The following is a 13,800-nucleotide window of genomic DNA, read 5'->3' as shown; positions in this document are numbered from 1 at the left end:
AAGAGACAGCCCATGCCCCATGCCCATGCCCAATGCCCCATGCCCCATGCCCAATTCCCAATTCCCAATTCCCAATTCCCAACATAAATTAGGGCTCCAGACTTATCATCTGAAACCCTATATTTATTAAGCTTTTTTATTAGTGGGCAGGGAGAGAATCGAACTCTCATACCGTAAGGTGTCAGATTTTGAGTCTGATGCGTCTACCAATTTCGCCACCCGCCCTTTTTATCGGTTTCACCATCATAAAGCGCCGATCGATTTTTGTCAAGCAAAGATTCATAATCTTTTGAACTGGCCCAGCGATCGATCTCTCTGGCGCGCAATACTGGTACAGGATGCGACAACTGAGCCGTTTGAGCTTGTTTGAGCATTTCTCCCAGTTCCGTGCTGCTGAGGTCGTCGTAGGCTCGCGCCTGTGCCAAAAACTCATCGACATTCAGTTTCGGAGCTAAAGTCGGCGAACCTCCTGCCAGTTTCATCAACAACGATGCTACCACTCTTGGGTCTTGGGTGGCGAGCAAGGCGGCGCGATCGCACGTAAATTCTGCACACCGCAACCATTCCAGCATTTGCGCCTGCAAACCCTGGGCGAGTACGGTTCCCAGAGGGGAAATTTGACCGGCGGCCAATACAATTAAATTAGCCAGAGTCAGGTAAACTCCGTGTTCGCACTTCAAATGCCCCAACTCGTGAGCGATTACTGCTTTAACTTCTTCGTCTGTGAGCAAATCAATCAGCGAAGTGTGCATCACCACAAAAGGCTGTTTTCCCCGCATCGCAAAGGTGTAAGCATTCGGCATCGGATGCTGGCGGACATAAAGCTGCGGCACCTCCAAATCCAGAGTTTTGCAGGCATCCAACAGCAATTGATGCAGGTGCGGCAATTGATTTTCGCCGACTTGGACGCTGGAAGCCAGATTTTCGAGCCTGAAAAACTGTTCGCCAAGTTGTCCCAGCAACTGTCGCACAATCAAATCTAGTCCGGGGAGTTGTTTGAGAGAGTTGGTGGCTGCCAAGTCTAGCGGGTGGCGAAACTGGTCTGCTTTTAAACCTCGGAGCGGTATGTTTGACATTTTAGTTGTGAGTCATTAGTCATTGGTCATTAGTCATTAGTCATTAGTCATTGGTCATTAGCAATACTTCGGACAGTTTGAGTTTTTGATGGCAAACAGTAGAATCAGGACGACCGGGCAATATGTCGGCATTGGATAACGCTGACTACATACTCCAAACCTAAGTTCAACTGTGTGGACTTGTGACCTCAGAAACCCGGTTTCTTGCGTAATTTGTCGTCACTAAATACAAAACTTGTAGAAACCGGGTTTCTCGCCTCTGGGCGCGGACAATCAAACTGTCGCTACGTATTGATTAGTCATTGGTCATTAAAAAAGATTGAATTTTTTTTCTTCTTCCTACTGACTAATGACTAATAACTAATGACTGCTGACTAATGACTGCTGACTAACTAACAGTTTAAGCTCGATCGCACGGGATTGACAGGAGCCTCAGCCTTAGTTTGGTCTTCTCCCTCCTTGAGACGCCGCATTTTCGCTCCCAATTTTTGCAGCTTCACCTCCAATTGCTCGTAGCCGCGGTCTAAATGCTGCAAGCTGCTGATTGTGGTTACGCCGTCGGCCGCAAGTCCCGCCACCACCAAAGCCGCTGAAGCCCGCAAATCTGTTGCTACTACCGGCGCTCCTGAGAGCATCGAGACTCCGCGCACTACGGCGACATTGCCTTTAACGCGAATGTCTGCGCCCATGCGGTTGAGTTCTGCTACGTGGCGCAAGCGGTTCTCAAATACTGTTTCTTTGATGATGCTGTCTCCTTCGCTCAGAGTCAGCAAAGCCATAAACTGAGCTTGCATATCTGTGGGGAAACCAGGATAAGGCAAAGTTTCGATGTCTGTGGCGGTGTGGATTTTGCCGGGAATTATTCGCAGAATGTCGGGGGATTCGGCAATAATTTTCGCCCCCATTGTCTGCAATTTGGCAATCACTGCAGTCAGGTGGTCGGGAATGACCGGCGACAAACTGATTTCTGAGTGGGTGATGGCTCCTGCGATTAAAAATGTTCCGGCTTCGATGCGATCGGGAATAATTGAATAGTCTACCGCGTGCAGTCTCGGAACTCCCGAAATGACGATCGTATTTGTACCTGCGCCTTGAATTTTGGCTCCCATCGCGCGGCAGAAATTTGCCAAATCGATGACTTCGGGCTCTTGGGCCGCATTTTCAAGGACGGTTTCTCCTTCGGCCAGAGTCGCCGCCATCATCAAAGTTTCGGTTGCGCCGACGCTGGGGTAGTCCAAATAAATTTTGGCTCCTTTGAGACGGCGGTTGGGCCCTTTGACGTAAGCGTGAACAGTACCGTGGTCGATGTGGACTTCAGCGCCTAGGGCTTGCAGGCCGCGAACGTGGAGTTCTACAGGCCGCGCGCCGATGGCGCAACCTCCGGGTAAAGGCACTTTAGCAAATCCCAAACGGGCTAGCAGCGGCCCGATGATGAAAAAGCTCGCCCGCAGTTGGCTGACTAATTCGTAGGGGGCTTGAGCGTCTATGAGGTGGCTGGCGTTGATGTCTAGAACGTCGCCATTTTGCTCTAATTTGACTCCTACAGCCGAGAGAATTTGCCTCATGCGGGCCACATCGGCTAGACCGGGAACGTTGCGGAGACGGCAATCGTCGGGGCACAGTATCGCTCCCGCCATCACGACTAAGGCTGAGTTTTTCGCGCCGCTGATTTTGACGTGTCCTTTCAAGGGCTGGCGACCCCAAATTTGTAATAGTTCTTGGTCGCTTTCGGGTGAAGCTGACAGGTTAGACGAGTTCTGAGCTGGTGTAATGGGTTTGCCCTCCATATGTGGTTTGTTACTTTATACATTATTAATTTTGGTTCGATTTTACCGGAAAGTTTTTAGATGTCCAGGGGGGATGTTAGAAATTTCAGGTATTTTTTTTGCTAACATTCACTCTGGGCAAGGATTTCAGGTACGATCGCACAAATAATCTCGATGGATCGCAATTTAATTATTTGTATCAAAGTTGACTTGAGGTGGCTTTCGGTGTGGTTGCAAATGTGACACCGTTCTCAACCAGTTTTTTGGGTAGCGCGTGACTGGGGTTGTTGACAAAAGTCTCAACAACCTGTTCGATCGACAATGCTGGAAAATTAACATATTGTCGATCGCACCAATGCCTGTGTTACTCTGTGACAACAACCTAGATAGAGCCAAAGCTAGTCCTAGCATATGGTTCACATTAAACGGATCGAACTAACTAACTTTAAATCTTTTGGCGGCACAACGTCCATTCCCGTGCTGCCCGGTTTTACCGTGGTTTCCGGGCCCAACGGTTCTGGGAAGTCCAATATCCTCGATGCTTTGCTGTTTTGTCTGGGACTTTCGACTTCTAAGGGAATGCGCGCCGAACGTTTGCCGGATTTGGTCAACAGCGGCCAAAACAAGCGCGGTACCATCGAAACTAGCGTGACTGCGACTTTTGCGCTGGAAGATGTGGGCGATGAATGGTTCACCGAAGCTGAAGATGAGGATGGGGAAGAAAATGCAGCGGATGATTTGTCTGTTGAGTCTGTTGAAGCAACAGACGTAGAAGCAATCGAAATTCCCGAAACTGAAGACAACAACGGACAATCATCCAATTTAAAATCTCAAATTCAAAATCCCAAATCCCCCGATGATTTATCTGCTGAAGAAGTCGCAGAAATTGAAATTGCGGCAACTCAAAACAACGGACAATCATCCAATCTAAAATCTAAAATCCCAAATCTAAAATCGGATGAATGGAGCGTGACGCGCCGACTCCGAGTAACTCGTCAAGGAACTTACACTTCAACTTATTACATTAATGGCGCACCTTGCACGCTGACTCAACTCCACGAACAACTAAACCGTTTACGAATTTATCCCGAAGGTTATAATGTCGTTTTGCAAGGAGACGTTACTAGCATTATTTCGATGAATGCTAAGGAACGCCGAGAAATTATTGACGAATTGGCGGGAGTGGCTCAGTTCGATCGCAAAATATCCTTAGCTAGGCAAAAGTTGGATGAAGTTAAGGATGTGGAAGAACGCAGCCAAATTGTGGAAAAAGAGCTGATTTCTCAGCGCGACAGGCTGGCTTCCGATCGCACAAAAGCGGAAAAATATCAAAGGTTGCGGGCGGAATTTCAAGAAAAGTCGCAGTGGGAAATTGTGCTGAGATTCCGCCAGTTGCAAAAGCAAGAATGGAAACTGCGGGAACAAATCGAATCGGGCGATCGCAATATTGCTTCTCTCACCGAACAACTGGAAACAATTAGCACCCAAATTCAAGAATCAACTGCGGAACTTGACGCGCTGAATGCCCGCGTTAAAGCTTTGGGTGAGTCGGAATTGTTGGCTTTGCAAGCAAGTATTGCAACTCAGGAAGCCCAGCGGCGACAATTGCAAAATCGCCAACAGGATTTGGAAGCAACCGCCGGACAAATGGCGGCTAATATAGCACAAACTGAGGAAGAAGTTCGACAATTTCGGCAAAGTTTGGAGCAAATTGAGGTTGAAATATCTTATATTCAGTCTCAAATAGGAGTTTTGGAGGAACAGCGAGACGCAGCGCGGGAAAATTTAGATCGGAATAGAGATGTTGCAAATGCGATCGCCTCTACTGCAGAAGCTTGGGTGCAGCAGCAAACGGAACTGCACCGCCAAATCGAAACAATTCAACAAACTTTGGAACCCCAGCGTACAGAACAAGCTACTATTGGCGAAAGAGCCGATCGCCTGCAAAACCAAATTCAAGAACAAAACCAATCGCTACAACTATTGGAACAGGAAATCGCAGCGAAAAAAGTTCAGCAATCAAGCCTTGGGGAAACCCAAAAAGTTGCTGCTTTGCAAGTAGAATCGCTGAATCAGATTTTAGTCGAATCCGAACAAGAATTGCAACTGCAACAGGAAACTCAAACTCGCTTGCTGGAAGAACAGCGCGAAAGACAGCGCAAGTTAGACAAGCTAGAAGTGCAGTTTCAAGCACTGCAAGAAGCGACAGGCACGTTTACTGCAAAAATTATCGCGCAAAGTGGAATTGGCGGAGTTTGTGGCTTGGTGGCTCAACTGGGTAGGGTGGAGCCGCGCTTTCAGTTGGCGCTGGAAATTGCTGCGGGCGGCCGTATGGGTAATATGGTGGTGGAAAATGACAGTGTGGGGGCTGCGGCGATCGAATTGTTGAAGCAAAAACGGGCGGGAAGGATGACGTTTTTGCCTTTGAATAAGATTCGAGGGGGCAGGTTTTCGGTGAATGAAAATTTGCGGCGCGCGGCGGGGTTTGTGGATGCGGCGGTGAATTTGATTGATTGCGATGCGCGCTATCAGGAAATTTTTGCTTATGTTTTTGGTAGTACGGTTGTGTTTAGCAATCTCACTGATGCCCGCCGCTATTTGGGACAGTACCGGATTGTTACGTTGGATGGGGAAATTCTGGAAACTAGCGGGGCGATGACTGGGGGAAGTTCTAGTAATAGGTCAACTTTACATTTTGGCACGGTTGATGCTAGTGTGGCGGCGGATGAAGCCCGGACGATCGCCTTTTTGCAAGAACGTCTAGAGGAAATTGAGCGGATTTTGGAACGGTGCAAAATTGCGATCGATCGCGCTGCTGTTGCTGTCAAAACTCGCAGCCAAGAATTGATGGAGGCGAAACAGAATTTGCGCGAAAATCAGTTGCGGTGGGAACAGTTGGATTCGGAAATTAAGAAGTTGCAAGCGCAGCAGGAACAAGTGCGATCGCAAATTGCTAAAAATACTCAGGAATTAACTGATTCGCAGTCGAGATTGCAGTTGTTGGAGAGGGAATTGCCCGTCCAAGAAACTCAATTGCAGCAGTACCGCCAAACTTTGGCGCAGTTGGAAGAGTCCAACAGTCACAGCGAATGGCAGCAAATGCAGTCGGGTTTGCGCGCTTTGGAAGCACAACTGCAAGAGCGAGAATTGGCTCTCAGAACCGCCCAGCAGCGCCAAGGAGACTTGCAAAATCAATTCGGGCGTTTGGAAGAGAAAATTAAGGAAGGCAGCGAGAAATTGCAGGAATGGCAAGTGCAGCAAAATTCGGGGGCGGATGCGATCGCTGCTATTGTTTCGCAGCAGTTAGAACTCGATCGCCAAATTGCTGAATCTAAGGCTGCTTTGGCTCAAATTGAGGAAAAGTTGGGCGTGCAGAAGGGCGATCGCGATCGGGCGGAATCTCAACTGCGAGAACAGCATTTAGCCAAACAACAGTTACAGTGGCAGTTGCAAAAACTTCACGAAACCCAGCAAGAACGCCGGGAACAATTGGCCGCAGTCCGCACTCTCTTGGACGCGCAGCGGGCGGAAATGCCCGATCCGGTGCCGTCGATTCCCGAAGATGTCGAGAAAGCCAATTTGACTGAATTGCAGCAGGAAGTAAAGGCGATCGCCAAACGCATTCAAGCTTTAGAACCTGTCAATATGCTAGCTTTGGAAGAGTACAACCGCACTCAAGAACGCCTCCAAGAATTGAGTCAAAAATTGACGACATTGGCCGGAGAACGCACTGAACTGCTGTTGAGAATTGAAAACTTTACCACGCTGAGGCGGCGCGCTTTTAAAGAAGCTTTTGATGCTGTTAACGAAAACTTCCAGACTATCTTTGCGGAACTTTCCGAAGGGGACGGGTATCTTCAGCTAGATGACCAGGAAGACCCCTTCAGCAGCGGTTTGAATTTGGTCGCTCACCCGAAGGGGAAACCCGTACAGCGGCTGGCTTCTATGTCTGGAGGCGAAAAGTCGCTGACGGCGCTGAGTTTTATTTTTGCGCTGCAACGCTACCGCCCGTCTACGTTCTACGCTTTTGATGAAGTGGATATGTTTCTGGATGGGGCAAATGTGGAGCGATTAGCTAGAATGATAAAACGACAGTCCGAACAAGCCCAGTTTATTGTTGTGAGTTTGCGGCGACCTATGATTCAATCAGCAGAGCGTACAATTGGTGTTACTCAAGCGCGGGGAGCTTATACTCAAGTCATAGGACTGAAGTTGTAGTCCCGGAGTTTCTGTTGATGACGGTGTTCAGTGATATATATACTTGTTGACACTCCTCGCCCGGTCGGTACGAGGATTCTTGGTTCACCGAGACCACTTAAACTAGATTCCTTGCAGTCTCTAGATCAGAGGTGGGACTCTCCCCAAGCGTTAATTAGGGTATGCCCTACCCTATTTGCTTTTGAGCAAGTCCTGTTTCAGTTTGAAGCAAATTCGCTTCAAATGCTGTGAGTCTAGCTCCTCTGAATCTTTTACCTACTGCGAGGTGGAGTAAGCGAAAAATGCAGTAGAACCGCTTAGATTCAATTTTCAAGGTTCAGCGCTTTGTCTTTCGACAGCTAGGTTTTTAGAGTGGTTGATTACCTTTCCACTACTACAAGCATACAGCAAAGCCGTGCTAGAAGCACGGGGTTTTAGACCCATTTTTATGATAAATCAGGATTAGAGTTAGATGACATCCGAACAAATTTGCCAACGCTCCGATATTCTCGGCACTCAAGTCATCACCCGCGACAGAGGTAAACGCTTGGGTGTAGTCAGTCAATTGTGGGTGGACATCGATCGGCGGGAAGTTGTGGCGATCGGTCTACGTGATAATATATTTGCGGTCGCTGGACTACCGAGGTTTATGTTCCTCAGCAATGTCAGCGAAATCGGCGACGTGCTGTTGGTGGAAGATGAAAGTGCGATCGAAGATGATGTTGATGTTGAAATCTACAGCATTTTGATTAACAGCGAAGTTATTACCGAAACCGGCGAACTTTTGGGTAGAGTGCGCGGCTTTAGGTTCGACCCCGAAGACGGTAAGTTAGTTTCTATCATCATCGCTTCCCTAGGAATCCCCCAAATCCCCGACCAAGTTCTGAGCACTTACGAGTTAGGGATTGAAGAAATTGTCAGCAGCGGCCCGAACCGCTTGATTGTGTTTGAAGGTTCCGAAGAAAGGCTCAGGCAGCTTAGCGTAGGTTTGCTAGAGCGCGTAGGTTTGGGCCAAGCACCTTGGGAACGCGAAGAGGACGAGCAAGGGTATTATCCGAAACCCGTTGCTACGGAATATCAATTAGGGCCGGGCGTGCGGATACCTGCACCGGAAATGCGTAGCAAGGTAGCTGCACCTGCATTGGAGGAAGTTCCTTGGGACGACGATTCGCAGTGGAACCGGCCGCCGGTGCGACAGCAGATGCGCGCAGTAGTACAACCCCAGTCGGCGATCGACGATTATGATGATTACGAAGAGGATAATTGGGGCGGCGAAGACGATTACGAGGAAGAAGAGTACGAACAAAAGCAGTACCTTCGCCCGGAGATTTCTCGCCCGAAGCAACCTGTGGTTGAGTACGAGTATGAAGATGATGTGGAGGCCGATGCTTGGGCTGACGATGAAGCGCCGAAGCCTTACAATGCTCCTCGGGTGAATATCCCTGAGAAAACTAAGACTCCTGAGTACGAGGAGGAACCTGGTTATTAGAACTCACCACAGAAGTAGTAACACACCGGTTAAAACTGGTGGCTACAGATACAGCAATCCTTGCAGGATTTACACATATCTAGGGGTAGTGGATGGTGCCGGCCTACCCCCATTTCTTCCTGGTAACGAGTAGCCACCATCTAATATCATGTTCGGTTGATTCTCATAACAAAAACCGTTCGTAGTGTGGACTTTAGTCCGCAACATGAAAGCGGACTTTAGTCCGCACTACGAACCTTAATGCAGTTAATCGATCGGACATAATATAAAACATGAAAAAAGGCAGACTCAAAAATTTTACATTCCGATTAATAACCTATCTAATTTTTCCAATATTTATATCTGCAACCACCGCTGAAATTGTCTTGCGAGTTGCCGGATACAAACCCTGGCAAATAGAAAATGTCGATGTGGCGGTGGAACCGAAAGGTAACTTTTTCACTAAAGATTCGCAACTCGGTTACAAGCATTTACCCGGAAAATTCAAAGTCACGCTTAACGGCAACTACTCATTTAACGCCACTCATCTCAATAATAGTTTAAGAATAACACACCCGCTCAACACCTACAATCAATCGTCAAACAAGCCGGAAATATGGATATTTGGCTGTTCTTTTACCTACGGTTGGTCATTGAATGACAGCGAAACTTATGCGTGGTTGTTACAAGAAAAATTACCTAAATATGAAATAGTAAATTTTGGCGTTAACGGCTACGGCACGCTGCACTCGTTTATTCAATTTAAAGAAGCACTAAAACAAGGAAATAAACCCAAAATTGCCGTAATTGCCTATGCCGGATTTCACGATAGGCGCAATACTTTATTGAGGGCGAGAAGCAAACAAATGGTTGCTTGGAATAAACTCGGCATTCTGTTGCAGCCCGATGCTAGGCTGAATGGAGAAAATAATTTTACCTACAGCATGAAAAAACTTGAATATCGCGAGTGGCCGCTGATGCGAGTTTCCGCCTTAGTAAATTTGCTGGAGGTTAATTACAATCAATTTGAGGAACAATTGTACAAAAGTCACGATGTTTCTAAGGCAATTATTGAAGAATTCAACCGGGTAGCTGAGGCTAATAATATTAAGTTAGTTGTTGCGGGAATTAATGCGGGTTCTGCTAAGATGTTGGATGAGTTAAGTCAGGATGGAATTGCGACAGTAGATATTTCGGTTGATTTGAAAGTACCGGGAAATAATAATTTACCCCATGATATTCATCCGAGTGCGACGGCGAACCGGCAATATGCGGAAAAGTTGGATGTTTTTTTGCAAGAGTTAATGAACCGCGAAGGCGCGAAGGGCGCTAAGGAAGAATGAGGAAGTTTTGGAGTTAATTAGGTTTTTTAGAGTGATGGGATTATTTGATTTTAAGTTGCGTCGCAAGTTTCTGATTGATGGACTTTTTCTGTTTTTAGTTGTTCTGGTAACAGTTGGAGTAACGTCAATTTATGTATCTAGCGAACGTACTTTTTATTGGTGGGATTACGCGGGATACAACACGGCTACAGTCAATACGGCTAATTTATTTCGAGACTCGCCACAGAAAGCATTGGCTGGAGTTATAGAATCGCTGGCTAAGGAAAAAAACCTGTTAATTTCTCTGCCGTTAGTGCCGTTTATTCTGTTATTTGGTGACTCTCGGTTGAGTTACATTCTCAGCATCTCGCTGATTTATGTGCTGCCTTTTCGCTTGTTGTTGGGAGCAATTTCTGCAAGGCTGATTCCAGTTTATCCGCAGCGGGTCTTTTGGTCAACTGTGCTGCTAAGTTTATTGATTCCGATGAGTTGGATTCCGACTTTGCGGGGATATTTGGATACTGGCGGCTGCGTATTTTTAGGGTTGGCAATTTGGGTTTATTTGCAGGATGTTAAGCTGAAATCTTGGTGGAAAGTTCCGTTAATTGGGGTTTGTCTGGCCGCGGCGATTCTGTTGCGGAGACATTTTGCTTATAGTGCGATCGCCTTTTTGGGTGCGGCTAGTTTACAGGCTTTGATAGAGTTTATCGTACAAATATACCGTAGAGATTCGGCCTTGCCATCTCCCTACCGAGATTTGGTTGAATCTGGGATCAAATTGGGTTTGATAGCTGGGACTACTTTTAGTGTTTTAATGTTGGTAGCGGGAGATTTTACTCGCAGTGCTCTGACAGTTAACTATCGCAATTTATATGTGGCTTGGAGTTTGCCGGTTGATGATATTTTAATTCGTTATGCGTCTTTTTACGGTTTGGGAACTTGGTTGTTGGTACTGATTGGTTTTTCGGCGGGGATTGTGACGCGGATTCTGGTTCCTAGGGCGACTATTTTTGTTTGTTTGTTTGGGGTTTTGTCGCTGGTTGAATGGTTGTTAATCTTGCGTTACGGCTACTTGCACTATACAATTCACGTTACACCGATCGCACTTTTGGGATTGTCGGCATTTTTCTGGACAATTTGGCTGACACTTAAGGGAAAAGTCCGCTATTTGATGGTGGGCGCGGCGGCTTTTTACTTGATTGTGAATGCAGCCGTGGGGTTGATTCCTGTCAAGGTTGATTTGTCAAGACTGTTTGTGAGTAATTTTGGGCCGTTAGTGCGATCGGACTACGGCGAAGTTGTAAAATTAGTAGAGTTTCTGCGAAAATTAGCACCGGATGAAGAACCGATTTATATTGCAGGTGCTTCTAACAGTTTTAATGCTAATATTCTCAGACAAGCTAATCGCCAATTAAATCCGCCGGAGGGTTGGTGGAAGTTAAACACCATCGGGAGGCCGCAAATTGACTCCCGCGATAGTTACCCGCTACCGGAGTTGTTACAGGCGCAATATGTGGCGGTTGCTACACCTTTTCAGCAGGTGTTACCGACAGACGAACAAGTTTTGCGATCGCACGAGCAAGATGTTGTTAAAGTTATCTATGATGTCTTTACTCAAAACTGGGAAATTTCCCGCGATTTCCAGTTATTACCACAACAGTTTAAGTTAGAAAACGGCGTGACTGTCAGCATTTATCGGAGAATTCGTCCCACGGATACAGGCACAGCAGTTCGCACTTTATACGCGATGCAGCAACAAATAGTCGATCGACCGGGCGGGCAGTTAGATTGGATTAGTTTGCGTCAGTCAATTTACACAAGTGCCAATTATTCAGTCAGTCGAGAATCGGATAACCTATATAAAATTGTAACTCATCCCATTAAAAATAGCACGAAACTCGATACATCTTTTCTGTATTTAGGTGCTATTTCAGACAGGGCGCAAGTTACCGGCCAACTCACTTTACTTAACCAGCAATGTCCGGGAGTTGCCCTGCGCTTGACTTTGTGGGACAAACAAGGTAAGTTGATAGACTCTGCGAGGATGGAGTATGGTGGCAAAAGTGCGATCGATTTAAATCTATCTGTTGGCGGTAAAAATCCAATTTATTTGCTGCTTGAAGTATTGAGTAGCGACAAACAGGATTTAACAAACCAATGCCAGCTAGAAATTAACAATTTATCTGTAGGCAGCAAGCCTAAATAATATCATCTTCCTTCGATTGAAATGCAATTCTTGCTTAATCGATCGAGAGAGCACCAAAATCAAAACTGTCGAACCTAATATATGCTAAAAAAAATAAACTATTAATGCAGAACAATCAAAAATACCACAGGTATTTTAATCTATCTCTCTATACTTTTGTCATCATCGGTTCCCTGATGGCAACTGGCTACATTTTTCCCATTGGCGGCAATTTTCCCGAAGTGCCACCCATTGAATTTATGCTAAATCCTGAACTGTACAAAAACGATTATTACGTTCAGGAAATGGTTAAGTTTAATCCACGATATTACTATTATTATATCATCTATTTGCTAGCCAACTTCGGAACAAGCATTCCCCTAGCGCATTTTATTTATCAATTCCTAGCCTTCGGTTCATTTATCCTAGCCTGCTACGCAATTATCAAGATTTATACTGATTCCAAACTGCCCGCAGCAGCGATGGCTTTTTTATGTATAGCCGCTTCATTTACAGATGTTGGCAACACCCTGATATTTGCCACCAAATCAGTACCTAGTACCTTCGCGATGGCCTTCGCAATTTGGGGAATTTACTTTAGTTTGCGTCAAAAATGGTTGACAGGATATTTCTTTTTTGGACTAGCTTGTTTGTTGCAATTCTTAGTGGGTTTGCTACCAGGATTGATGATGGTTCCCGTTTTAATAATTGAATCCGTAAGACGGCGGAAGTTCAAAACATTGATTTTGTCGATCGCACTTTTAGCCACAATGGCAAGTATAGTATACGTACCCATGTTATTAACAGGTACTACGAGCACTCACACTATCGACAACGCCGAGTTTGTCTTCATTCACGCCAAAGTCCGCAATCCCCACCACATCCTCCCGTCAAGTTGGGCTGTCGGGAATTGGTTCAACTTTATCTGTTTTATTCTTGGCGGCTTGCTTTGCATCAAAAAAACAAATTTACTACCAAAAGAAGACAAAATAAATTTTTACGTAATTCTCGGAACCTCAATTTTTGCACTGTTCCTAAATTACATATTTGTCGAAGTTTACCCGCTGGCTTTTATTGCCAAACTACAACTAGCTAGAACTGTACCTTTTGCTCAAATAATTATATTTATTGCTGTTGCTTTGACGCTAGATGAAGTTGACCCACAAAAACAAGCACCTGTTAGCTTGCTAATACTCTCTGTAATGACTTTGCCTTTTCGAGGTATCATTTTCTTAGGATTAGCAGTTTGGCAAAATAAAAACTACATACTTCCCCAAAAATACAATATATTGTTGTGGATTTTGGCAGTAGGAACGTTTGTTTTTAGCTTAACATATCCGCTGACTGATTCATTGGAAATAATAGGCGATCGAATAATCACCATCCCAGTCTTTTTCTCAATCCTCGCTTTTCCATTCATCCTCCAAAAAACATCATTTGCTACATCTATAAAACAGACTATAACTCATATTTTAGCTTTGCTAGCTACTGCAATTTTAGTTCTGGGAGTAGCCGGAATTCTACCAAAACCCATATTAAATGTATTTCAAACAAGAATTAATATCAATGCCGTTCCCACCGACGATTTAAGCAGATTAGCGGTGCGATTTTCGCAAATTAGCAGCCCAGACGCACTCGTATTAATTCCACCATCAGTTACAGGGTAAACGCATCTAAATTAAGTTGACAAAAAATCATATTTGTGCGTGAGTCTTTTTCTGAAAAAATCTTTCTTAAAACTATTAAATCCGATGGAATTAACCCAGTAAAAATCGAGCTTTAAGAA

General features: G+C 45.6%; 7 protein-coding genes and 1 tRNA gene. 5 read left to right on the top strand and 3 right to left on the bottom strand.

Annotated features, from left to right (window positions below; all coding sequences use genetic code 11):
- Positions 1-143: 143 nt before the first annotated feature.
- From IQ263_RS25670 to murA, 3 genes are all read right to left on the bottom strand, one after another.
- Positions 144-225: transfer RNA gene (locus tag IQ263_RS25670), tRNA-Leu, on the bottom strand.
- Positions 204-1,076: a M48 family metallopeptidase gene (locus IQ263_RS25665; RefSeq protein ID WP_194009067.1), complete on the bottom strand. Its 873-nt coding sequence runs from the start codon at positions 1,074-1,076 to the stop codon at positions 204-206. Before IQ263_RS25665 ends, IQ263_RS25670 begins: the two co-directional genes overlap by 22 nt.
- Before the next feature lie 392 nt (positions 1,077-1,468).
- Positions 1,469-2,863, bottom strand: coding sequence for a UDP-N-acetylglucosamine 1-carboxyvinyltransferase (gene murA / locus IQ263_RS25660; protein ID WP_194009068.1), 1,395 nt, complete (start codon positions 2,861-2,863; stop codon positions 1,469-1,471).
- Between the two features lie 390 nt (positions 2,864-3,253).
- On the opposite strand from murA, the gene smc reads away from it, so the two are divergent.
- The 5 genes from smc to IQ263_RS25635 all read left to right on the top strand — a co-directional run bounded on the left by smc (position 3,254) and on the right by IQ263_RS25635 (position 13,681).
- The gene (gene smc / locus IQ263_RS25655) at positions 3,254-7,060 is read left to right on the top strand and encodes a chromosome segregation protein SMC (RefSeq protein ID WP_194070925.1); all 3,807 of its coding nucleotides are present in this window, start codon (positions 3,254-3,256) and stop codon (positions 7,058-7,060) included.
- Between the two features lie 451 nt (positions 7,061-7,511).
- Positions 7,512-8,528: a PRC-barrel domain-containing protein gene (locus IQ263_RS25650; protein ID WP_194070924.1), complete on the top strand. Its 1,017-nt coding sequence runs from the start codon at positions 7,512-7,514 to the stop codon at positions 8,526-8,528.
- 272 nt (positions 8,529-8,800) lie between these two features.
- Complete coding sequence (locus IQ263_RS25645; protein ID WP_194070923.1) at positions 8,801-9,850, top strand: SGNH/GDSL hydrolase family protein; 1,050 nt, start codon at positions 8,801-8,803, stop codon at positions 9,848-9,850.
- A 34-nt stretch (positions 9,851-9,884) separates the two neighbouring features.
- Positions 9,885-12,035, top strand: coding sequence for a hypothetical protein (locus IQ263_RS25640; protein WP_194070922.1), 2,151 nt, complete (start codon positions 9,885-9,887; stop codon positions 12,033-12,035).
- Positions 12,036-12,139: 104 nt separating this feature from the next.
- A complete protein-coding gene (locus tag IQ263_RS25635; protein WP_228050362.1) occupies positions 12,140-13,681 on the top strand; it encodes a hypothetical protein in 1,542 nt (513 codons plus the stop codon).
- Positions 13,682-13,800: the final 119 nt, after the last annotated feature.

The sequence above is a fragment of the Tychonema sp. LEGE 06208 genome (assembly GCF_015207505.1).
Lineage (GTDB): Bacteria > Cyanobacteriota > Cyanobacteriia > Cyanobacteriales > Microcoleaceae > Microcoleus.
The sequence above is the reverse complement of the archived record's forward strand: the minus strand, read 5'-3'. Positions and strand labels throughout refer to the sequence as shown.